The sequence below is a fragment of the Streptomyces sp. NPDC051776 genome (assembly GCF_040681345.1).
Classification (GTDB): Bacteria; Actinomycetota; Actinomycetes; order Streptomycetales; family Streptomycetaceae; genus Streptomyces.
Window position 1 is genome coordinate 1 of record NZ_JBFAYQ010000063.1, and the last position, 22,517, is coordinate 22,517.

General features: G+C 68.9%; 15 protein-coding genes and 6 pseudogenes. 15 read left to right on the forward strand and 6 right to left on the reverse strand.

The features are described 5' to 3' along the window. Window positions 1-89: 89 nt before the first annotated feature. From AB0M26_RS28885 to AB0M26_RS28900, 4 genes and pseudogenes are all read left to right on the forward strand, one after another. A pseudogene (locus tag AB0M26_RS28885) lies at window positions 90-221 on the forward strand (IS701 family transposase); the annotation flags it as partial. A gap of 55 nt (window positions 222-276) precedes the next feature. Beyond that, window positions 277-498, forward strand: coding sequence for a hypothetical protein (locus tag AB0M26_RS28890; RefSeq protein WP_365265545.1), 222 nt, complete (start codon window positions 277-279; stop codon window positions 496-498). A gap of 36 nt (window positions 499-534) precedes the next feature. Beyond that, entirely contained in the window at window positions 535-1,173 is a 639-nt protein-coding gene (locus AB0M26_RS28895) for an HAD-IA family hydrolase (protein ID WP_365265517.1), read from the forward strand. Next, window positions 1,170-1,448 (forward strand): hypothetical protein, encoded by a 279-nt coding sequence (locus tag AB0M26_RS28900; RefSeq protein WP_365265519.1) that lies wholly within the window; start codon window positions 1,170-1,172, stop codon window positions 1,446-1,448. Before AB0M26_RS28895 ends, AB0M26_RS28900 begins: the two co-directional genes overlap by 4 nt. A gap of 259 nt (window positions 1,449-1,707) precedes the next feature. On the opposite strand, the gene AB0M26_RS28905 is transcribed toward AB0M26_RS28900, so the two are convergent. After that, window positions 1,708-2,145: a cytidine deaminase gene (locus AB0M26_RS28905; RefSeq protein ID WP_365265521.1), complete on the reverse strand. Its 438-nt coding sequence runs from the start codon at window positions 2,143-2,145 to the stop codon at window positions 1,708-1,710. Window positions 2,146-2,167: 22 nt separating this feature from the next. Then, window positions 2,168-2,358 (reverse strand): annotated as a pseudogene (locus AB0M26_RS28910) (IS630 family transposase); the annotation flags it as partial. Window positions 2,359-2,524: 166 nt separating this feature from the next. Between AB0M26_RS28910 and AB0M26_RS28915 the strand changes: the two are divergent. Further along, a complete protein-coding gene (locus AB0M26_RS28915) occupies window positions 2,525-2,848 on the forward strand; it encodes a WhiB family transcriptional regulator (protein ID WP_365265523.1) in 324 nt (107 codons plus the stop codon). 402 nt (window positions 2,849-3,250) lie between these two features. After that, window positions 3,251-3,456: pseudogene (locus tag AB0M26_RS28920) on the forward strand (transposase); the annotation flags it as partial. Here the strand turns inward: AB0M26_RS28920 and AB0M26_RS28925 are convergent. Together AB0M26_RS28925 and AB0M26_RS28930 are read right to left on the reverse strand one after the other, a co-directional pair. Then, a pseudogene (locus AB0M26_RS28925) lies at window positions 3,451-3,543 on the reverse strand (IS5/IS1182 family transposase); the annotation flags it as partial. The pseudogenes AB0M26_RS28920 and AB0M26_RS28925 sit on opposite strands and share 6 nt — an antisense overlap. A gap of 645 nt (window positions 3,544-4,188) precedes the next feature. Beyond that, window positions 4,189-5,787, reverse strand: a complete 1,599-nt coding sequence (locus AB0M26_RS28930; RefSeq protein WP_365265525.1) for a hypothetical protein — start codon at window positions 5,785-5,787, stop codon at window positions 4,189-4,191. 1,880 nt (window positions 5,788-7,667) lie between these two features. Between AB0M26_RS28930 and AB0M26_RS28935 the strand changes: the two are divergent. Beyond that, window positions 7,668-7,781 (forward strand): annotated as a pseudogene (locus AB0M26_RS28935) (aldehyde dehydrogenase family protein); the annotation flags it as partial. Window position 7,782: 1 nt separating this feature from the next. Here AB0M26_RS28935 and AB0M26_RS28940 read toward each other — a convergent pair. After that, window positions 7,783-8,239 (reverse strand): annotated as a pseudogene (locus tag AB0M26_RS28940) (RNA-guided endonuclease TnpB family protein); the annotation flags it as partial. Window positions 8,240-8,716: 477 nt separating this feature from the next. On the opposite strand from AB0M26_RS28940, the gene AB0M26_RS28945 reads away from it, so the two are divergent. The 7 genes from AB0M26_RS28945 (at window position 8,717) to AB0M26_RS28975 (ending at window position 18,472) form a co-directional block, all read left to right on the forward strand. Then, a complete protein-coding gene (locus AB0M26_RS28945; RefSeq protein ID WP_365265527.1) occupies window positions 8,717-9,775 on the forward strand; it encodes a 3-oxoacyl-[acyl-carrier-protein] synthase III C-terminal domain-containing protein in 1,059 nt (352 codons plus the stop codon). A gap of 3 nt (window positions 9,776-9,778) precedes the next feature. Then, window positions 9,779-10,768: a hypothetical protein gene (locus AB0M26_RS28950; protein WP_365265529.1), complete on the forward strand. Its 990-nt coding sequence runs from the start codon at window positions 9,779-9,781 to the stop codon at window positions 10,766-10,768. Window positions 10,769-10,778: 10 nt separating this feature from the next. Then, complete coding sequence (locus AB0M26_RS28955) at window positions 10,779-12,908, forward strand: fatty acid CoA ligase family protein (RefSeq protein ID WP_365265531.1); 2,130 nt, start codon at window positions 10,779-10,781, stop codon at window positions 12,906-12,908. Then, on the forward strand, window positions 12,905-13,951 hold the full coding sequence (locus AB0M26_RS28960; protein ID WP_365265533.1) for an NAD-dependent epimerase/dehydratase family protein: 1,047 nt from the start codon (window positions 12,905-12,907) through the stop codon (window positions 13,949-13,951). The genes AB0M26_RS28955 and AB0M26_RS28960 overlap by 4 nt, the downstream gene beginning before the upstream one ends. Before the next feature lie 40 nt (window positions 13,952-13,991). Next, entirely contained in the window at window positions 13,992-17,264 is a 3,273-nt protein-coding gene (locus AB0M26_RS28965) for an amino acid adenylation domain-containing protein (RefSeq protein WP_365265535.1), read from the forward strand. Then, on the forward strand, window positions 17,261-17,989 hold the full coding sequence (locus tag AB0M26_RS28970) for a formyltransferase family protein (RefSeq protein ID WP_365265537.1): 729 nt from the start codon (window positions 17,261-17,263) through the stop codon (window positions 17,987-17,989). Before AB0M26_RS28965 ends, AB0M26_RS28970 begins: the two co-directional genes overlap by 4 nt. A gap of 147 nt (window positions 17,990-18,136) precedes the next feature. Next, window positions 18,137-18,472, forward strand: coding sequence for a hypothetical protein (locus tag AB0M26_RS28975; protein WP_365265539.1), 336 nt, complete (start codon window positions 18,137-18,139; stop codon window positions 18,470-18,472). 1,611 nt (window positions 18,473-20,083) lie between these two features. On the opposite strand, the gene AB0M26_RS28980 is transcribed toward AB0M26_RS28975, so the two are convergent. Beyond that, the gene (locus tag AB0M26_RS28980) at window positions 20,084-20,365 is read right to left on the reverse strand and encodes a helicase associated domain-containing protein (RefSeq protein WP_365265541.1); all 282 of its coding nucleotides are present in this window, start codon (window positions 20,363-20,365) and stop codon (window positions 20,084-20,086) included. A 376-nt stretch (window positions 20,366-20,741) separates the two neighbouring features. Here AB0M26_RS28980 and AB0M26_RS28985 point away from each other — a divergent pair, with 376 nt between their 5' ends. After that, window positions 20,742-21,971, forward strand: a complete 1,230-nt coding sequence (locus AB0M26_RS28985; RefSeq protein ID WP_365265543.1) for a spermidine/putrescine ABC transporter substrate-binding protein — start codon at window positions 20,742-20,744, stop codon at window positions 21,969-21,971. Window positions 21,972-22,517: the final 546 nt, after the last annotated feature.

The following is a 22,517-nucleotide window of genomic DNA, read 5'->3' on the forward strand; positions in this document are numbered from 1 at the left end:
AACCGACGAGTCCATCCTGCCCACCGAACTCACCGCATAGCCTCAAAACGAGATCACCGAGTGGCCGTCGATACACCACTCCAGCGGACGTGACCGTTGCGGGCCGGTTCTCGAGGGTGGATCTGCGTTGGCGCATGCGGGACTACGTGCGTGGCCTGTTGGCACCGGTGGAGCGGAAGAACGGCTGGCAGCTGGCCGAGTACGCGGGTCACCGCGGGCCGGCCGGCTTCCAGCATCCCGTGGTTCGTTCTGAACTACGGCCTGATCCTCTACAACGTGGCGCAGATCAGCTTCCGGCAGCAGGAGTGCCCGCCGGAGATGATGGCCCGGATGAACGCCACCGTGCGGTTCCTCATCTGGGGGGTGCTCCCGCTCGGCGGCATGGCCGGCGGCGCCCTGGGCGACTGGGCAGGCGCCCGCACGGGGCTGGCCGTCGCCGCGGCCGGGATGTTGCTCTCGGCACTGTGTCTCCATCGATTGCATGAGCGGGCGGTGTGAGCTCGCCGGTCAGGTAGGACGAAGAGGGGGTGCCGCGTGAAAGCGACCTGCATCATTCTCGACATCGGAGGCGTGCTGGAGATCACGTCGGGAACGGGGTGGGTGCAACAGTGGGAGGAGCGGCTGGAGCTGCCACTGGGCACTGTGAATGAGCGGATGCGGGACGTGTGGCGTGCCGGAAGCATCGGGAGCATCAGCGAACGAGAGGTGCACGCACAGGTGGCAGCCCGCCTGGGTCTCGACGCGCCACAGGTCGAAGCCTTCATGGCCGATCTGTGGGCGGAATACCTGGGCACGCCGAACGAGGAACTCATCGCCCATGTGCGAGGACTGCGGGGAAGCTGCAGGCTAGGAATCCTGAGTAACAGCTTCGTCGGAGCCCGGGAGCGGGAGACGGCGCTGTACCACTTCGACGAACTGGTTGAGCAGATCGTCTACTCGCACGAAATCGGCATCAGCAAGCCCGACCTGCGCGCCTTCGAGACCGCGTGCGCCATCCTGGAAGTGCCTCCGGAGAGCTGTCTCTTCATCGACGATGTACCGGCCAACATTGAGGCCGCTCAGGTCGCGGGCATGCAGGGGCATCTGTTCGAGGACAACGCCCGGACGTTCACCCGCATAGCAACTCATCTCGACGGTGCGCCCCGAGCTCAAAGGAACACCGCGCTCGGATGATCCGCGTCGTCGAGCACCAGACAGTCCCTTTGCCGATCGCGCTCACCGAGCTCCTGGACCAGCTGGAGACGCAGCTCACCCTGCTCGCGGACCAAGCGCTGCTGGCCGCACTGAAGACCGTAGCGGCGCTGGACCGGCTCACCCGCCACGTCGGCAAAGAGGCCGCCTGCGCCGCGGCGGCCGACGAGCTGTCATGGGAGACGATCGGCACTGCGCTCGGTCTCAGTCCCGAGAAAGCCCGCGCTCGAGTGACGAGCTACCTCTTCCGCCGCTGAGCTTCCTGCTCTGTGTGCTGACCGGCGAGGTGAGCTCCGAGAGCATCTGGGAGCTCCCTGCAACCGACCACACCTTCCGCCTCAGCTCGCAACTCGTGTGAAGCCCTTGAGCCGACAAGTCCCCTCCTTTACGGAGCGCGGGGTACGGGAGGGCCAAGATCGCGACATGCTCCGTGGACCCTCAAGGACGGACAGGTTCAACCGCCACGCGTGGCTAGTGCCGTAGCAGGCAATGCTCGCCCTGTGACCGCCTGGAGCGTCAGCTTGTGCTGGGTGGTGCGCTCTTTTCAGCGTCGATCTGGTGGTCCGCCCAGATGTAGCTTTCGGGAAGCAGGTCGGCGACGGGCACCATCCGGAGGCCGTCGTTTGTCCCGACGATGACCTTGAGGGATGGAAAGTAGTCAAGAAGGACCTGGCGACAGCGGCCACATGGAGGCACGATGCCTCGGTCGTGGTCACCTACTGCGACGACGGTGGCCAGGTCATAGGCCCCTTGGGCGGCAGCGGTGCCGATCAGGACCAGCTCCGCGCAGGGGCCTCCGGTGAAGTGATAGGCGTTCACCGCGGTGACGATCCGGCCGTCTCGGGAGCGGGCCGCAGCCGCCATGGTGTGGTAGTCCCCCCGGCAGCGTGTGGCCGCTACATGCCCCGCTGCCCGGATCAGTTCGTGGTCGACATGGTCGGTCTGTGTGGTCATCTTCTCCGCCCTTCTCGCACGGTCAGGCGACGTTGCCCCTGTCGACCAGGAGCGTAGGAGCCGGTCGTCGACGTGGCGGTTTCGCATGATGTAGCGGCGGATCATGCTGCCCTGCTCCTTGTGGCTGGCGTGGCGGGTACTGCCGAGAGTGAAGTAGCGCAGGGCGGTGAACTGGGCTTCGATGCGGTTGAGCCAGGACCTGTTGGTCGGGGTTCGACCCCAAATCACGCGATCTCAACGAGGGCCCGGCACTCGATGGAGTGGAGGTGCCTACTGGGGGATTCCTCATCTCTGGGGCAGGCTCGTAACCTTCCACGCCGTACGCTGCACACGCTGTGATCGGCATGTGCGGGGCAGGAGTTGGGAGAGACAAAACGACGTGTACGGTGAATCCGACTGGAGCGAACGAGCGATCTGCCGGGCAGGGGACCCGGACGAGTTGTTCGTGGAGGGCGCACTGCAGAACCGGGCCAAGGTCACCTGCGTGGGCTGCCCCGTGCGAACCGAGTGCCTCGCCTACGCCCTGGACCACCGCATCGAGTTCGGTGTCTGGGGCGGCATGACCGAACGCGAACGCCGCGCACTGCTGCGCCGCCGACCGACGGTGACGTCCTGGAGGCTGCTGCTGGATACGGCTCGGTTGGAACACGTGAGGACCCACCCCAGCGCGGCCGAGGTCGGCCCGGCCGTCAAAGCCAGTTGATCTCCAAGCACCCGGAGGGCAGGCCGCTCCCATCCGGGCACCCCGCAGCCGACCACGCAGTTGCCGCACTCCGCCGCATGACCTTGATGCGGCGGCACGTCAATTCGAAGAACGAGTTCTACGAGCGCGTCCGCAATGAACCCCATCGGGTTCCTGAGACCGAGTAGCCGCCGCTAGTGCCTCCCGAACTTTTCGACATCGCCCATCGTGGTACGGGACGCCTTCCTTAAGTCGGCGTAGAAGGCGAAGCCCGCCGGGTCGTGTCGGTCACCGCTTGGACGAGGCAGGGCGCCACGCCCACTATCCGGAATGCGATTGCGTGGACCCCCGATGTGATTGCGGGCCTTGTAGAGCTCGGCGGTCGAAGACCGGCGTCCTGCCGCCGGAGCGTCCGCGCCGCACGGCAACGTCACCGATTCCACCGCTTTCGACGCGGTCATGGATGGCTTGCGGGTGCCCCGTGTCGGCGCCGGGCGGCCCCGCCGCAGGCCGGACGCGGTCGTCGCCGACAAGGCGTACTCGTCACGGCCGATCCGCCGGTCCCTGCAGCGGAGGGGCATCTGGGTGGTTACCCGGAGCGGGGGGATCAGAAGGCCAACCGTGGGCGTGACGACGACGGCCAAGGGCAGGCCCCGGGCGTCGCAGGCCAGATGGACCTTGGTGGTCAGCGCGCCGCGGGACCGCCCGAGCGCCTGTCCCGCCGTCGCGCGTGCCGTATCTTCCAGTTCGTCCCCGGAGAATCTGGGCAACGCCTGCTGCGCTGTGCGAGTACGTGCCCACTGACGGCGCGGGTGGGTCGCCACACCCGGCCTCGGCCAGCGGGGCCGACGGCAGCGGCTCCTTCCGTTCACCGACAACCTGAGAGGGATGGCAACGCAGGGCCTGTCTCTGGGGCATGCTACCCATGTCCGCAGGCCTGCCATGAATGCATCTCGGAGGTGGTGGAGAACCCTTTCGATCTTGTCAGGTCTCGCGGATCCATGACCACAAGACGTCGCGTCTCCCGCTTAGGAGGAAGTGCCGACGTCGTCGATGTACCCCTTAGGGTCCCCAGCGAGCAGCCCTTTGACCCGACAGTTCCGCTGGTGTTCTCTTCCTGAACCGTGTCTCACAATTCGTGGTGGCGGGCTCGAGTCGGAGTGGGACGCGGGCTGATCACCGGGGCGGCGCGGAGCTGTCCGCGGCCGTCGCCTCCAAGACTGCGTCTCGGGCGGGTGTCGACACACTTGCGAGCGTATGAATGACGGTGAAGATGAACCCGCCAACCAGAAAGCTTCGATCCACGGAGGCACCCCGCCCAACTCCGACCGGCAGGTGTTGCTGCAGTTGGCGTACTGGATTCAGCGGGTGACGGTGCCAATGTTGTGAGAAGTGTCCACGGCCACACATGTGTTGGTGGTCCGAGCGCCGGATGCCGCCAGAGGTGAGCTGTTGGGGTTCGCGCAGTTGTTGTGCTGGCGGCCGTCCTGCGCGATGTTCTGCTGCTCCAACGTCGCAACACTGTTACCTCCGACAGCACGGGATCCACCGCTCAGCTCCACAGTGCCCACGGTGACCGAACGGTCCACCGTCGCGCATTTTGTCCGGGCGGTAGAGGCGGTGAGAGAAAAGCTCGTTGCGTTCGGGTTGGCGCAGTTGAGGTTTTGCCAGCCTTCCTGGGCGGTGTTCTGTTGGAAGACCGAGGCGGTGGCCGAACCCCCGTTCCCCCCCAGTGCTCGTGCGCCGCCGCCATGGAACACGGCGTGACCTTTACGAGAGTGGTCGGCGGTCGAGCAGTGCGTCTGGATGGTCGATCCGTTGAGGACGAAGACACGGCTGATGTCCGGGCCGTTGGCACCAGCACAGGCGGTGTTCTGCCGGCCTTCCTGAGCGTTGTTCTGCTGGGCCATGAAGGCGCCGGCCGACCCACCGAAGGCACGGGCGCCCCGGCCCGTGGCCACCGTGTGCTTGTTGCGCGAGGCATCCTGGTTGGCGCAGGCGCTTGCGATCCGAGATCCGGTGAGGGCGAAGGAGACATCGCTGGGATTTGAGCAGTTGAGGTTCTGCCGGCCTTCCTGAGCGGTGTTCTGCTGCTGAACCTGATCCGTTCCGCTCCCGCCCTCGGCATGCGCGCCGTCCCCCCTGAACACGGCGCGTCCGTTCGTGGATACGTCCTGGTTCTTGCAACGGCTGTCAACGCGGCTACCGGTGAGAAGCACTGGACCTGCTGAGTTGGGGTTGGTGCAGCTGAGATTCTGCCGTCCTTCTTGCGCGGTGTTCTGCTGGCTTGTGATTCCCACACCGCTGCCGCCGACCGCGTCGGCGCCACGGCTCAGGTAGGCAGTTTCCTTGTTGTGCGACGCGTCCTTGTTGGCGCAGCGACTGGCCACCTGCGAAGCGCCCAGCGCGAAGGGTGGCTGTCCGTCGTGGACATTGGTGCAGTTGAGGTTCTGCCGGCCCTCCTGGGCGATCTGCTGCTGGAAGAGCAAATTGCCTGCACCCGTGCCCGGGCTGTCACCGCCAAAAGCACGGGCGCCACTGCCCCGGGTCAGGTCGCTCCTGTTCCGTGAGAGGTCCTGGTTGATGCAGCCGCTGTCGATGCCGGAGCCTCCCAGGCCGGTGAGGCTGGGAGTTCCGTTGGGATTGGCGCAGTGGACGTTCTGCCGGCCCTCCTGGCCGGCGTTCTGCTGGAAGAACATGGTGCTGCCGCCTGCGGTCTCTGCGCCACCGGCCTCGGTGAGTTCGGACTCGTTCCAAGAACCGTCCTGGTCCGTGCAACTGCTGGTGATCCGATTGCCGCCTGCGGCGGGAAGTGGGACGTTGTCTCTTGTCCCGTTCGGGTTCGCGCAGTCGATGTTCTGACGGCCCTTCTGGGCCGTGGTCTGCTGGATCGCACTGGCAGCGCCCTGACCGGCCGCAACGTGGGCCCCTGCTCCGCGGAAGGTAATGTTCTTGTTCAATGACGCGTTGCCGGCCGCGCAGCGGCTCTGCCCACGGCCGCCCGTGCTTTCCGTCGTCAGCAACGGAGTCGGATGGTTCGCGCTACTGCAGTTGATGTTCTGACCGTGCACTTGTGCTGTGTTGCGTTGGAAGAGGTCCGCTACTCCGGAACCGCCGGAGACCGAGGCACCTCTCCCGTCACCCGTGCCGGCGTAGGCAAAGCCGGGACCTGCGGCGGTCACGGCGCTCGCCGATAGCACAACTACCACAGCTCGTGTCACAACGAATCGGTGCAACGCTCCCCCTCAGTCGAGTAAGGCGGATCTGGATCTGTCGTGAAGGAAAACAGTTCCCGGACGCCAAGAGACATGGGCACACTTGAACGTCCCCCCGGATAGCCCACGGCCGCAGTGCGGTTCCCGGTTTTCCGGTGCCCAGGCGCCTCGCGGCGGATGGCTGAGGCTTGCGGCGTGGGATCGGGATCTATGGGAAGGGCGGGCCCGCACTGGAGCGCCTGGTTGGGTGCTGGTCTGCCGCTGCGTGTGGAGCGGATCCACACCGCGGGCCGTAACGGCGACGGCCTGGTGTGTCTGTCGGCCGCCGCGTTGAAGGCTCTGGGTCTGTCCGCTGCGCTTCCCGCGACGGAGAAGGCCGTCGCGAGGCTGCAGGAGAAGCTGGCGAAGGCCGCGGGCACCGTGGGCATGGAGGTCTCCGACGAACTCGGCCCGATCTTCCATGCCTTCCGCCGTAAGGGCGCCCCGGGTGGCCCGCGGACCTCGGTCCGCGTGGTCCTGGTGCCCTGGCTGGGTCAGGGTTGTGACAAGCAGCAGGCCGTCATAGCCCTGACCGCGCAGCTGGCGACCACCCCGGCCGGGGTGCTGGATGCGGGCACGCTGGCACGCCGGATCCGGGCCTTCGTCATCGACCTCGGTGTCGCACCGGGCGTCACCCCGGCCACCACGAGCATGCTCCTCCTGGACGCCGTCCGTCCCCGCGCCGAGTCCGTTCAGGTCGGTGAGACGGGGGAGTGGCGCCTGCAGTTGCGTGAGGGTGCGCTGCCCGCCGGCGACACCGTCGTCCCGCCGGCAGCGGGCGCCCGGCACCCGCTCACCCGTGAACTCATCGGCCGGGGCGAGGCGGTGTGCGAGGAGGAGGACTACAAGTGGTGGGCCCGCCCCCTCACCGACGACGAGGCGGCCATGCCGTGGGCGGTCGCAGTCGACGTCTGCGCCTCCTACCTGTCCGTCACCGAATCCCTCCGCCTGCCCGCCGGCCCCCTCCAGCACGAGACCGACCCCACCTGGGATGCGAAGGTCGCGGGCCTGTGGTGGTGCGACTTCAGCACCCTCGGCGTCGATGAACTGCTGCCCCACCCCGCCACCTTCCACGGAATGCGCCCCACCGGACCCGGCTGGTACGCCACCCCCACCGTGGCCTACATGGCCACCACGTACGGCTTCGACCCGGGCACGATCACCGAGGCCTACCTCTCCAGTCACACGGTCCCGCTGCTGAAGGAGTGGACGGGCCGGATCCGCAACGCCTACAAGCGCACCTACGCCGTCCTCGGCCTCGAAGACGGCCAGAGTCCGCAGGAGTTCCTCGATGCCTACGCCCGCCACAAGGACCTCGGCGACGACGTCGAGCGCGCGGACGCCCTCGTTCTGGCCACGCTGTACAAGCAGATCTACAAGTCCGGCATCGGCAAGTGGGCCGACTCCGCAGTCCGCCTCGACGAGGACGTCTGGATGGAGAAGATCGTCGGCTCGTGGCAGTACCGGCCCGAGATCCGCTTCCACACCTGGAACTACCCGTTCGAGCTGTCCGTCGGAGATGCGCTGCCCAAGCCACGCCGCGGCGGAGGGCGCCGGGCGAAGGCCTCGGGCAAACCCCATCACCGAGAAACGAGGACGACGCCATCGCGCTCGCCAACGCCACCCCGTACGGTCTCAATGCCAGCGTCTGGACCAAGGACGGGCGCCGCGGCCGGGCCGTGGCTGCGCGGCTGCGCTCCGCATGCCGCCGGCAAGGTGCAGACGGCCGTCCTTGAGGCGGAATTCGCGCCGGGTGTAGTTCAGGCTCGGGTCGGATCCGCGCTTCTTCTTGTACCGGGGCATCCCGGCCCGCTGCCGCATCGGCAACCGGGCCTTGATGTCCCCCAAGCCTTCGCCCGCGACTTCGCGAAATCACGTATGACCTGCTGCTGAGGAACCGACGCACCCTCACCCAGCCACGACGTGCGGGCGCGGGCCCCGGTCAGCATCCTGTCGAGCCGGGCCGGACCGCACGTCAGCTTCTCACCGGTCACCCGGCTCTGATGGTGGACGGCCTTCGACTTGGCACGCACTCATTCCAGATCCACCGGCACCGATCCCACTCGGCTTCAAGCGCGGCCCGCGCCCTGGACGACACGCGCAGACGGTTGGTGTACCGGGCTCGCCCGGAACCCCCAGCCATCTGTGCTTGTGTCATCACAAACCTCAACCTATCCGAGAGGACTGACAGTTGAGAGTTCTTGATCCCTCACCCCGCTCCGGGGCGGACACCGGATCGCCCTGCGGCCATCCGGCCTTCCCCGCCCTCCTCCGCAGGAGTCCGATTCCTCCCCGGCCCAAAGCCCGGGGCATCCTCGGCGGACTCAGGTGAACCCGCCCGGCTCGAGCGGCCCTTGGCCGCCCGAGCGCGCCCGCATGCCCGGACGCATATGACGGCGGGTACTGCCTTGGGGTAACTTGGCGACCACGGCCGAGGGGGAACTCCGCCGAGGGTGCTGACCCGAGCGTGGAGTAAGGAACGCCGGCAATGAGGCCGGCCAGTTCGCGGCCATGTCCGCCGTATCAGCAGCTTGTCCTGCCACTGATCCAGCCGTGCCACCGGTGCGGCTCCTCAGCCTGCCCGCTGAAGGTCGCCCGTCGGCGGGGATCCCGGCATGGATTCAGGAGAGGGACGATGACCACGACTGCTCGGAACAGCCGTTTCGAGGCGCTGGGGGCCTATCTACCGCCCGCCGTGCTGCCGACTCCGGAACTCGTCGCCCAGGTGACCGGGGTGCCGGACTTGGACCTGCAGCGGATCACGGGAGTGGCGGAGCGCAGAGTCTACGACCCACGGCCGGAAGCGGGCGAAGACTCCTACGGTCTCGCGGTCAGGGCCGCTGCGGACTGCCTCGCCAACTCCCGCTATGACGCTGCTGAGTTGGATGTGGTCATCTCCACGTCCATCACCAGGTTCAAGGACGGCCGCTTCTACTTCGAGCCCTCGTTCGCCACGATGCTCGCGGCCGAGCTGGGTGCCCGCTCGGCGATCACCTTCGATGTGTCCAACGCCTGTGCCGGGATGATGACGGGCGTCCATCTGCTGGACCGGATGATCCGGGCCGGGGTGGTCCGCAACGGCCTGGTGGTGAGCGGTGAGCAGGCGACCAAGGTCGCGGAGACCGCGGCCGCCGAGATCACCGACTCCTACGACCCGCAGTTCGCCTCGCTGTCGGTGGGCGACTCCTCCGTCGCGGTTCTCCTCGACGAGTCGGATGACGAGGCCGACCGCATCCACTACGTCGAGCTGATGACCTGCTCCAAGTACTCGCATCTGTGCCTCGGAATGCCCAGCGACCGGACCGAGGGCATCGCGCTCTACACGGACAACAAGCAGATGCACAAGGAGGACCGGCTGCGGCTGTGGCCCCGCTTCCACGGTGATCTGCTGGCCAAGTACGGCCGGACCTTCGCGGACGAGAAATTCGACTACATCGTCCAGCACCAGGTCGGCACCCGCTTCATCGAGTTCGTCAACCGGACGGGCGAGGCCGAGTTCGAGGCCCCCATGCCGGAATCCCTCGCGGTCGTGGAGGAGTTCGGCAACACCGCCACCACCTCCCACTTCCTGGCACTGAGCCGGCATCTGAAGGCCGGAACCGCCCGCCGCGGCGCCAAGTTCCTTCTGGTGCCCGCCGCTTCCGGTGTGGTCGCCGGTGCCCTGTCCGCGACGATCTCCACCATGGGGGTGTGAAGCATGGCCACCGTCATCAAGGCTGCCTCGATCGCGTCGCCGGAGCCGGGCCACACGTCCGGTCTCCCCGGGCGGCTCGCGGGCCGCGCGGCCCAGGACTGCCTGGCGACAGCCGGGCTGTCGCCGGACGCCGTCGGCGTACTGGTCAACGTCGGCGTCTACCGCGAGTCCAACATGTTCGAGCCCGCCATCGGTGCCCTGGTGCAGAAGCGGGCGGGTATCAACCTGGACTACCTCGCCCGCCCCGTGCCCGGCGCCGGCTTCTCCTTCGACCTCATGAACGGCGCCTGCGGAGTGCTCAACGCCGTGCAGGTGGCCCAGGCGCTGCTGACCACCGGCAGCACCGAGCGAGTTCTGATCACCGCCGCCGATGTCCACCCGAGCGGGCGGGGCGCGCAGCACACCGACTACCCCTACGAGGACCTGGGTGCGGCCCTGCTCCTGGAGCGCTCCGCCGAGCCCGGCGCCGGCTTCGGCCCGGTCCGGCTGCGCAACGCGGACGGCGGATCAGGTGCTGCGGGATACCTGGACACGGCGGCCATGGGCCTCCACGGGCGGCAGCAGATCACCGTGAGCAGGGACACCGGCTGGGAGGAGAGGTTGCTCGACCTCAGCGCCGGACTGGTCACCGAGTACGCCCGTGCGGAGCAACTGGACCTGACCCGGGTGCGGCTGGTGTGCTCCCGGCCGACCGCGGACTTCGTCTCCCGGCTCGCCGGGCGGCTCGGCCTGGACCCGTCGCAGGCCGGGGGCCACCCGCAGGTCCCCGGTGACGCACGAGGCGGTGCGGCACAGGGCGGTGATGCGCAGCCGCACACCGCCGCACCGGTCCTGGGCTATCTACAGGCCGGGGCGCATCCGCACGAGCACCTGCTCTTCGTCACCGCGGGCGCCGGGCTCAGCGCGGCCTGCGCCATCTACCGGCCGCCCGCCCCCGAACCGGCGGTTCCGGCCCCGGCTCTGGCCGCGGCTAGCGCCACGCAGGGACGGTGAGGGCGCAGCCGTGACCTCCCATACCACCACCACCGCCACCGACCTCACCGAGACCCGGCTGGAAGCGGACGCGGGGCTCGCCGACTACCTGGAGCGCAACGCCCGCGCCTTCCCCGGCAAGGCCGCCATCATCCACCCCGACGGGCGCGACTCCGATGGTGTCCGCTACCGCGAACTCAGCTATGGCGCACTGCAGTCCCGGGTCGAGGAGCTGGCGGCCGGCCTCACCCGGATCGGAATCACCAAGGGGACGAAGACGGTCCTGATGGCATCCCCCGGGCCCGGCCTCTTCGCGCTGGCCTTCGCCCTGTTCCGGATCGGCGCCGTGCCCGTCGTCGTGGACCCGGGCATGGGCGTGAAGCGGATGCTGCACTGCTATCGCGCGGTGGGTGCAGAGGCGTTCATCGGCCCACCTCTGGCCCACGCCGTACGGGTGCTCAGCCGCCGTACCTTCGCCCGTACTCGTATCCGGGTGACACTGGGAAGGCGCTGGTTCTGGGGCGGCTACACCCTGAACGGCCTGCCCGCAGGCGCCCGTTCGCCCGGCGAGAGCCCGGCCGACGAGAGCCAAGGCGTCGAGAGCCGCCCGGCCGGTGACGACCTGATGATGATCGGCTTCACCACGGGCAGCACAGGCCCGGCGAAAGGCGTCGAGTACACCCACCGGATGGCTGCCGCGATGGCCCGTGGCATCCAGTCCGTCCATGGGCGCAGCCGCGACGACGTCTCGCTGGTGACCCTGCCCCTCTACGGCATGCTCGACCTGGTCTTCGGCTCCACCCTTGTGCTCGCCCCCGTCAGCCCCGCCAAGGTCGCGCACGCCGAACCGACCGCGCTGGTGACGGCACTTGCCCGGTTCGAGGTGTCCACCATGTTCGCCTCCCCCGCGCTCCTGCGGGTCCTCGGCGAGCATCTGACCCTGCACCCCGCGGAGCTGCCCGCACTGCGCACTGTGGTGTCCGGCGGCGCACCGGTCCCCCCGGACGTGGTCGCCACGCTGCGCACCGTGCTGGACGAGAAGGCCGATGTCCATGTGACCTACGGCGCCACCGAAGCGCTGCCGATCTCCTCCATCGAGTCGGCCGACGTGCTGGAGGAGACGGCGGCCCGCGGTGCGCTCGGCGACGGCAGCTGCGTGGGCCGTCCGCTGCCGGGCACCCGCGTACGGATCATCCGGACGACCGATGCCCCCGTACCGCGGTGGGAGGCGGCACAGCAGATGGCTCCCGGCCAGGCCGGTGAGATCGTGGTGTCGGGGGACTCGGTCAGCCGCCGGTACCACGCGGCTCCGGAGGCCGATGCCCAGCACAAAATCGTCGATACCGGCGAAGGGCCGGCCGTCGAAGGGGCAGCCGGGGACTCGGTCCCCGGCACCGTGTGGCACCGCACCGGCGACCTGGGATATCTCGACGAGGCGGGCCGGCTGTGGTTCTGCGGCCGACGCAGCCAGCGGGTTCGTACGTCGGAGGGCGAGCTGCTCACCGTCCGCTGCGAAGGCGTGTTCAACACCCACCCCCTGATCCGCCGCACCGCGCTGGTGGGCGTCGGCGAGCCCGGCGTCCAGCGGCCGGTGCTGTGCGTGGAAACCGAACCCGGGGTGGACGAGGCGAGGTGGCAGCAACTGCTGCCCGAGCTGCGCCGGCTCGCCGCAGAGCGGACGGTGACCGAGCAGGTGCGGGACTTCCTTCGCCATCCCACCTTCCCCGTCGACGTCCGGCACAACGCCAAGATCGGCCGCGAGGAGCTGGCCCGCTGGGCCGCGGGGCAGCTCTCGCCGGAGGGCGGCGCGGCCGACTCGCGGTCCCGTCGGCGTCGGGCCGCACTGCGCGCGATCCCCCTGGCCGGCTGGGCCTATCTCCTGGCCGGTCTGGTCCACCCGTTCCAGTCCCCCGTCCTGCAGGCGCTGTGGTGGATCGACGCCTTCCTCAGCGTGGTGGTGCACGCCGCTCAGATACCGAAAGCGCTGCCGCGCGGACGCGCCACCGGACGCGGCACCGCGGCGACGGTGTGGCTCACCATCCTGTACGGGGCAACATGGTGGCGGATGCTGCCACCGGCCGCACCGTCCGGGACCGCACCGTCCGGGACCGCCCCGTCCGGGACCGCACCATCCCGCCCCAGCCGACGAGTTGCCTCATGAAGGTCCTCGTCACCGGAGCCTCCGGTTTCCTCGGCGGCCACATCGTGGACGGCTGTGTACGGGAGGGCCACCAGGTGCGCGCCCTCGTACGGCAGGGTAGCGACATCGCCAGGCTGCGCTCCTCCCTGCCCGGCGTGGAGCTGGTGTACGGCGACCTCGGCGACCCCGAGTCGCTGCGCCGCGCCGCCGAGGGCGTCGACGTCGTGCACCACAGCGCCGCCCGGGTCGTCGACTTCGGCACCCGCGCCGAGTTCCGGGACGCCAATGTGCTCGGCACCGCGCGGCTGCTGGAGGCCGCCCGGCGCGCGGGGGCGCGGCGGTTCGTCTTCATCAGCAGCCCCAGCGCGCTGATGCGGATCGGTGAGGGCGACCGGTTCGACATCGATGAGAGCACCCCGTACCCGGACAGGTACGTCAATCTCTACTCGGAGACGAAAGCCGCCGCCGAGCGGCTGGTGCTGGCCACGGACGAACCGGGCTTCACCACCTGCGCCCTCCGCCCGCGGGGCATCTGGGGACCGCGCGACCACTCCGGATTCCTGCCGCGCATGCTGGCGAAGATGATGGCCGGGAAGCTGCCGGACCTCTCCGGGGGCAAGCAGGTCATGGTGTCGCTGTGCCACTGCGACAACGCGGTGGCGGCCTGCCTGGCGGCAGCCGGGGCGCCGGCCGAACGGGTGGGCGGCAAGGCCTATTTCCTCGCCGACCGTGAGAGGACCGATCTGTGGGCCTTCCTGGCGCGGCTGGCCGTTCTGTTCGGCGGAACGCCGCCGACCCGGAAAGTCCCGCCACTGATCAGGGACGCCTTGGTGGAAGCCGTGGAACTGCTGTGGCGGCTGCCCCGCTTGGCGCACCGGAAGTCCCCGCCGCTGAGCCGCTACGCGGTGGCGCTGCTCACCCGCTCCAGCACCTACGACACGGGGGCGGCGGAGCGGGACTTCGGCTACATGCCGACCACGGACCAGGACCAGGGGCTGCGGCAGTTGGCGGCCTGGGTCGAGTCGATCGGCGGCGCAGAGGCGTTCGTACGCGCTGTGCGCTGAGGGCGGCCGGCAGCGACCGGCCGGGAATCAGGATCAGAGAATGACACTTCGTCACCACGACGTGGCCCGCGAAGCCGACCCGGCGAAGACGGCGCAGCGCCCGGTCTCCCCGACCGAGTGGCTCTACCTCGCCGCCCGCCGCCTCGGCCCCGACATGGTGCTGCAGCTGCTGGTCGAGGGAGACGGCACTCCCGACGCCGGCGAGCTTCGGGCGGCGGTGGCGGCAGCCGCCCGGGCGTGCCCCGGCTCGCGGCTGGTACGGGACGGCAGGACCTGGCGGGACTCGGCCCGGCCACCCCGGGTGCGGGTGGCCGAGTCCGATGCTGCGTTGTCACAGCACGGCGCCCTCGATCCCGACGCGGGCCCCAGCTGCGAGGTGGTGCTGCTGACGGGATCACCCGGGCGGCTCACCACGCTGGCGTTTCGCGTCTTCCACGGGGTGATGGACGGGCACGGCGCGTTGATCTGGGCGATGGAGGTCTTCCGGGCGCTCCGCGGTGAGCCCCCGCACCCCGCGCCCTCCACGGACACCGACTACACCCTGCTGGCTCAGCTGGGCGCGACCGGCCGCCGGCCCGCCCTGCTGCTCGACCAGCCGTCCCCGCTGGCGACGGCAGGGCAGCACGTACGCCGTGCCGGCGGGGTGGAGGTGGACGGGTCCTTGGAGGTGGAGGGGTCCCGGAACGCCCTGTGGCGGCGCCGTACGCTGCCGGGTCACCATCCCGCGCTCACGGCCCGGCTCGCCCAGGCACTGGCGGATGCCGCCGTCGTGCCCGGGTCCGGCGCCGGACCGGCGGATGCGCGGATCATGGTTCCGGTGGATCTGCGGCGCCACCGGCCCGAGTTGTCCTCGACCTCGAACCTGGCCCTCCCCGTCTTTCTGCGAGTGAGGGCGGGAGAGGACTGGCGCACCGCCCAGGCCCAGCTGCTCCGCGCCCTGAAGGAACACCGCGAACTGGCACGCGGCTTCGAGTCCGGGCTCGCCCGGCTGCCGCTGCCCGCGGCCGGCGCACTGCTGCGGGCGGGCAGGGCCGCCGCCGAGCGTCGCGACCGGCACATGGCGTCCGCGATCGTCTCTCATCTGGGCCGGGTCGACCTCGCCGCGTGCTCCGCCCCGGGATTCACCGCGACCTCGGTCCACGCCCTGCCGGTGCACGCACCTCTCGTGCCGGTCTCCTGCGTCGCCGTGGAGACGCCCACGCACACCGAACTGACCGTCGGCTTCCAGGGCTTCGGCTCCGGCCTGGCCGACCGCGCCGACGCACTGCTCGACCGACTGGTTGCCGCGCTTGCGGAGCCGAGTGCCGTGGTCCCAACAGCGGCTGCCGCGGCCGCTGTTGGGACGGCGGCGGCACCGCCCCCGCGAACCACCGTGGTGCGCCTGTTCCGCGACCAGGTGGCCCGTACCCCCGACGCGCCCGCGCTGGACGGCCCGGAGGGAGAGATCAGCTACGCCGGACTGGACCGCGCCTCCGACACCGTGGCAGTCGAACTGCTGCGCCACGGCCTCGCGTCCGACCGGACCGACGGGGCCGACGGGGCCGACCCCGGACCCGTCGGACTGATCGTGGACCGCTCACCGGCCGGGATCGCGGGGCTCTGGGGCATCCTCAAGTCCGGTGCCGCGTACCTGCCGCTGGATCCGCACCACCCCGACGCCCGGATCCGCCAGGTACTGGGAGACGCGGGGGTCACCACCTGCCTGACACAGCGTCATCTTGCCGAGCGCGTCAGGGCGGCCGCGCCCTGCCGGGTGCTGGCGATCGAGGACATCCTCGACGCCGCCGACCGGAGCGACCCCGGCGACCCGGCCCCCCACGTACGGCTGCCCGAGCCGGACCCGGACAGCGTCGCCTACGTCATCCACACCTCCGGTTCGACCGGCCGCCCCAAGGGCGTGCAGATCGAGCACCGGAGCCTGGTCGGCTTCCTGAGCTGGGCGGCGGAACTCTGCAGGGTCGACGCCGCCACCCGCTTCGCCTTCCTGTCCTCCTACGCCTTCGACATCTCCTGCTTCCCCCTGTTCCTGCCGCTGCTGGCCGGCGGCACAACGGTGCTGCTCCCCGGCGAACCGAGCCGGGCCGCACTGGACACCCTTCTGCACAAGGACCGGGTCAACACCCTCGCCATCACCCCGTCCCACCTCGATCTGATCGAACGCTTCGGCCTGGAGCCCGGCGGCGGCCTGCGCAACGTGCTGGTCGGCGGCGAGCAGTTCACCCGCACCGCGGCCGACCGTGCCCGCAGCCGCTTCGGTCCCGACTGCCGGATCGTCAACGCCTACGGTCCGACCGAGGCGACGGTCGGCTGCCTGGCCCATGTGCTGGACGGTACGGAGCCGGGCCATTCCGTCCCCGTCGGGCACCCGGGGCCGTACGCCCAGGTCGAGTTGGTGACCGGGAGGAAACTGATCGCCTCGGACGAAGCAGGCGCTGTGGGCGAGATCCTGGTGTCCGGAGTCCAGCTGGCCCGCGGCTATCTCGGCCGCCCGGATCTCGACGCCGAGCGCTTCGTGTCCGGCCCGGACGGTGTACGCCGTTACCGGACCGGTGACCTCGGACGCCGACTGCCCGACGGCGGGATCGAGTTCGTCGGGCGGATCGATGACCAGGTGAAGATCGCCGGCCATCGGATCGAGCCCGCCGAGATCGAGACCGCGCTGGAAAGCCACCCGGCCGTACGCCGCGCGGCCGTGACCGTACGTTCCCGGCCGGGCGGTGCGGGACCGGCGCTGTGCGCGTACGTCCTGACCGCGCCCCCGGCCACCGAGACTGGGGCCACCGGCACCGGGGGTATTGATACCGGACTCGGCCCCGTCCTGCGTGACCACCTGGCGGAGCGCCTGCCCGCCTACATGGTGCCCGCGGGCGTTCTGCCGGTCGCCGACCTGCCCAGCACGGTGAGCGGCAAGGTCGACTTCGCAGCCCTTCCGGATCCCTTCGCGGAAGCAGAGCCGTCCACTGCCGAGGCCCCGGTGAGTGAGCCCCGGGTGGCCGAGGAACAGCCGGCCGAGGAGCAGGTGGCAGCGGACCGGGCGGCCGAGGACCAAGTGGCAGAGATATGGGCCCGCGTCCTCGACATGGACCGCCGGCTGCTCGGCCCCGACTCCGACTTCCAGCAGCTCGGCGGCGACTCCCTGGCGGTACTGGAGATGCTGTCCGCCGTCGCTGCCGAAGTCCTGTCCCCCGGCCAGGAGCCACAGTTGATGGACGAACTCGAGCACCTCGTCAGCGATCTCACCCTCGAGCGTGTCTGCGTCGCCGTCCACCGAGCCGGCGCACGGAACCTTCACCGGACGGAGTCTGGGGCATGATCTTCGTGGGCCGAGGCTCGCTCCTCGTACGCGCCGTGCAATGCGCCCTGTCCGCCGGTCACCGCGTCGATCTGGTCTGCTCCGATGCCCCCGCCGACAGGGCGAAGCTGGCGCAGAGTTCTGCTCCCTACGCCGTCGTCGCCGACATCAACGCCCATGCCGACCTGCTCGCAACGGAATGCACCGACGGCATCGTCTGGTCCATCAACAACCACATGATCTTCCGGGCCCCGGTCCTCGACTCCGGCCTGCGCGTCTACAACATCCACAACGGTCTGCTCCCGCAGCACCGCGGACTGCCGTCCGTCGCCGTGCTCTTCGCCCTGCTGAACGGCGACGACGAGTACGGAGCCACCCTGCACGAGGTGGACGCAGGCATCGACACCGGACGGGTACTGGCGACGCAGCGCTTCCCGATCGCCCCGGAAGCGCGCTACCACCAGGTGCTGCTCCGCGGGGTGCAGACCTGCCATCAGATCTTCCGGAATTCGCTCCAGGACGTGGCCGACGGGAGACTCCTGGGGCCCCCGCAGCCCTCGCCGCACACCTATGCCGACACCGACGCACACGCCGGCTACTACGGTCTGCGCGCGCTGCGGCAGCTCGGCACGTACACCGGGCACCCGGCGTACGCCCGTGCAACCGATCTCGGTGTGGCCGCCCCGTATGTACCGGAAGTCGCCGACGCTCTGGCCCAGCTGCGTGGTGCGGCACCGCCGCGTTGAGCGAATACGGAAGGCTGCGGAGAGGATCGTGCAGAGATCCGACCGGGCGTGGGGACCCCACTGCATCTTCCCCAAACGCGTGCCGGACGGTTTCAAGTACCGCACCACCAACGGCCCCGCCCAGCAGCGATGTTGCACGGAGGCGACATGCGTCCCCTCGTCACCCGGCCCACCCGCCGCCGCCTTGCCGCGGACGCCGCCCTGGTCGTCGTCAGCGCCGCCTTCATGATCCCGCCTCACTGGCTGGCCATGGCCTCGGTCGACACCGAGGCCACCTTGCGCCTCCGAACGCCCGAGTCGCCGACGCTGGACAACTTCTCGGCCGGAGGAAAGGAGGATCTGCCATGCCTCCTCGAGGACCAAGTGCTTGTGGACCGCGGTGGACTGGCGCAGCCAGACGTGTTCGGCCCAGCAGGCCACGGCGGCCATCAGGGAGGTGGATGGCGGGGGAGTTTCGGTCGAGGTGGGAGAAGTCGAAGCTGAGGATGGGCAGGTCGGTCTCGGGCAGGGTGGCGTCGGGTCCGTCGAAGAGTCCGCGGAGGGATCCTTCGGTGTAGCGGGACGGGGCGATAGCTGCGCCTTCGCCCCACTCGGCGAGCCTCGCGACGGGCCACCTGCCATCTTCCGGGCTGACGAGGGCGTCCACCAGGCCGTTGAGGGAGCCGCCCTTGGGGTGGTTCAGGGCGTGTTGCAGCGCGTGGGTGGCCTGGTAGGTGAGCGCACCGGGCTCAACGGCCGCAATGAGCGAGCGGATGAGCTGCTCACGTACCTCGGGTGGGAACAGGCTGCTGCACGGGTTGAGGGTGAATGAGGCCGCGTCGATGACCCGGCCTCCCATTGCGCGGGTGAGCAGGACCCACTCTCCGGCTGCGTAGTCGTCTCCGAAACTGTCGATGACGACGTATTGGTGGCCGTGGTCAAGGATTTCGCGGCGCGCACGGACCTTGCCTGTAGTCGACTTGCCCGAGCCGAGTCCACCCATGCCGAGAGAGTTCGTCGAAGGCAGCGACCAGTCCAGGCCCTCGCGCCACACCGCCACCTGCGACTTCGGCTTCGCCGTAGCGGTTCTCTCCTACCTAGACTTCTGAGTCCGGGAATCTGTACAGATAGCTGGCGAGATGTTCGAGGTCTCGTCTGCGGTCGTCGCAGACGTAGGGCTAGGAGTGGGGGTTCCATGCGGCGATCCGGTTGGGGTTTCGTTCGGGGGCACGGATCGGTGAACGCATCGCCATATCTGTTTCTTGGTCAGCTCGATGAACCAGGTGGATCGGTATCTCCTGATTCTCGAGCTGAGATGCTGGCGCCTGTCCATGGTCACTGCCGGCACGGTACGCCTGTGCCGGGCGCGGCGTGTCACCGACCACGGCGACATCGCGCAGGCCCTGACCACGCTCGGCCTGTCCGTGCTACCGCGTGAACCGCTTGAGGAAAATGCCCCGGTCTGGTCTACTTCAGCCACTCCTACCCCAGCGCTCCTGTCGGCCGCAGCCCGGGCCGCGTCCGGCGCCCCGAGGGCCAAGGTGCCGCAGCTCGGCCCGTCGGCAATTCGCAGCCCCCGACGAGCCGTACGCTCCGGTTGCCGGGCGGGAGCGGAAGGCATCCCCGGCAACCGGACCTCTGTCTCGCAGGGATCCGCCCGAACCGTCGGTCCTATGACCAGGCGAATCGAAACTGACAACCCGCCCATAACGTCCCGAACTTTGATCAGATGCCCACTTAGCGTCGGGATCAGGGCGGCCCCCCGGCCACGGGCGCCGTAGCCACGGGACAGCGTGCCGCATCGGTGGCCTCGCCCAGCGGCGTCATGTAGCCGCCCACTCCAACCCGAGGTCGGCCAGCGCGGCGAGCTTGTCCGCCGTGAGCTTGGCCCGCCTCGTCTTGGTGTTGGAGAGGAAGACTCCGAGGCGTACCTCGGTGCCGTCGCCAGCGCCTCTACGTGGGCCCGGGGACGGTCACGGAGCCCGTTCGTGCCCTGTACTGCGGCCAGGGCCCCACTCCCCGCTCGAAGGCTCCAGAGGCCGCTCTGGATGGCTTCACAGGGGCATCCTGTTCCGGCGGCAGGGGCTCGATGCCGAGCTCGGCCAGCAGCTTGCGCTACCTGTCCATAAAGCCTTGCCGCACCGTGTGCTGGCGGTTCTTCTGGAGCCACCGCCCCACGTCCATCCCGTGCACGGTCACGCCGGGCAGGACGTCGACCTGTCCTGCTTCGTCGCGCACGAGTTCCCGCAGTGCGGCGTAGTGCCGCTGCCAATCGGCCGGCCACGCCGGATTCCAGTCTGGATCGATCTCGCGCAGCGCTTCCTCCCATGCGGAATGTCCGTCCAGGGCGCCGGGTCGGCGGAGGTTCGAGAGCCACTGCCCGATCGGCCGGTCCAACGCGGTCGCTGTACGCGGCGCGCACAGGGTCGAGTGCTGCTCGTAGTACGACTTGGTGGCTCTGTCTCAGGTTCGAGATTTCTTATGTGCTGAGGTGGGTTCGGCCGGTGTGATCGTGGGGTGGATCACTCGGACCCTTCCATCCGAAATTCGTCACACGACGTAATCGACGATTACTCTGGATCCAGCTTGACGCCCACCCGCGGTTAACGAAATAATCTCCCGCTTCCGCATTTCGACGGAGGGCCGAAAATTCCTGGAATTCGCGAACCTCTTTGCCCCTGCATTCCGTAGTAGTGTCTGACGGCAGAGGAGGAAAGATCGAGTCCGGATGCGTGCCGCGCATTCCGTCATAGTCCCGGAGAGGTGGCCCCACATGGAGCAGCACCACCAGCGGCAGCAGCGGGACGCGATTCTGCGGACACTCACCAGCCATGGAGCCCCGACGCGCCGGTCGATGCTGCGCGCCGCGGGCGCCGCGCTCGCGCTGGGCGGCGTCGGGGGAGTCGGCGGCTGCGCCGTCCCTCTTGAAGGGAAGAGCGCGGACAGCGGGATCGAGGACTTCTCGGGCGAGGAGAGGCTGGTGAACTTCTCGAACTGGCCCGGATACATCGACGTCGGCGCAGACAGGGATCGCCACCCGACACTGGAGACGTTTCGCCGGCGTACGGGCATCAGGGTCGCGTACACCGAGGACGTCAACTCCAACGCCGAATTCTTCGACAGGATCCAGCGACAGCTTAAGGCAGGCCAGGACACCGGACGGGATCTGATCTGTGTCACCGACTGGCTGGCCGCCCGCCTCGTCCGCAACGGCTGGGTCCAGAAACTGGACGTGAGCAATCTGGCAAACGCCTACGCCAATCTCTCCGCCCAGTTCCGCGGCTTCGACTGGGATCCCGCGCGCCTCTACTCGTATCCTTGGACCGGAATCTTCACGGTGATCGTCCACAACGACAAGGCAACAGAATGGCGCAGGATCGACTCCATGGAACAGCTCCTGGAGGACCCCCGCCTCAAGGGCCGTGTCGGCTTGCTGACGGAGATGCGTGACACCATCGGTATGACCCTTCTCGACATGGGCGTGCGCCCCGAGCAGTTCACGGACGACGACTTCCACGCCGCCCTCGCCCGTCTGCAGCGAGCCGTGGACCGTGGGCAGATACGTCGCTTCACCGGAAACGACTACATTGATGACCTCGCCAAGGGCGATATCGCGGCCTGTCTCGCGTGGGCGGGTGACCTCGTCCAGCTCCAGGTCGACAACCCGGCAATCACGCTCGCCATCCCGGACGCCGGTTGCATGGCGTCCACCGACAACCTGCTCATCCCCAACGAGGCGCGTCACAAGAGGAACGCCGAGCGGCTGATCAACTACTACTATGAACCCAACGTCGCCGCGCGGCTCGCCGCCTGGATCAACTACGTCTGCCCGGTCGATGGCGTCCGTGAAGAGCTCGCCAAGATCGACCCCCGTCTCGCTAAGAACCCGCTGATTCTGCCGGACGAGAAGATGACCGAGAGGTCCCACGTGTTCCGCTCACTGACTGCGGATGAGGAGACCACGTACGAGAAGGAGTTCGGTCGGCTCATCGACGCGGCGTGACGGGGGACTGACACGGCTTCGCCCACCTCAAGATGTGGCGCACCCTCACAAACTCCGTACCGATTCGGCCCGCGCCACCGATCTCCTGCGGGCTCCGCTCGTACTGACGAACCTCGAGGTGAACCGCTGACGGGCGATCAAGGGCGCAGACTGTCGCTCGCGACTGCGCGAGCAAGCCCCTCAACGATCACGCCACCTCACTGACCTGCAACTTCAAGTTGGCGGAGCTTCAATGTGACCATGCGGCAGCACGCTTGGGGCACAGACACCAGCATGCGGGAACTCCGCCAGCTGATGGGGGGAAGGACACGCTTACCGGGCCCCAGAAGGGCACAGGGCCGGCGGCTCGGCCGCGGGGCCCGTAGCCACAGAATGGCGAAGCCTCCAGGGACGACCCGCCCCGGAGGCTTCGCCATGCTCCGCTGCACTGATCAACGAGTAATTGTCAAGATCTGTGGATCAGTTGAGGTGGATCACGCTGCGAGGGTCTCGTCTCGTTCGACGAGAAGGCCGTTCTCGAAGCGGGCGCCGGCTCGGACGAGGGCG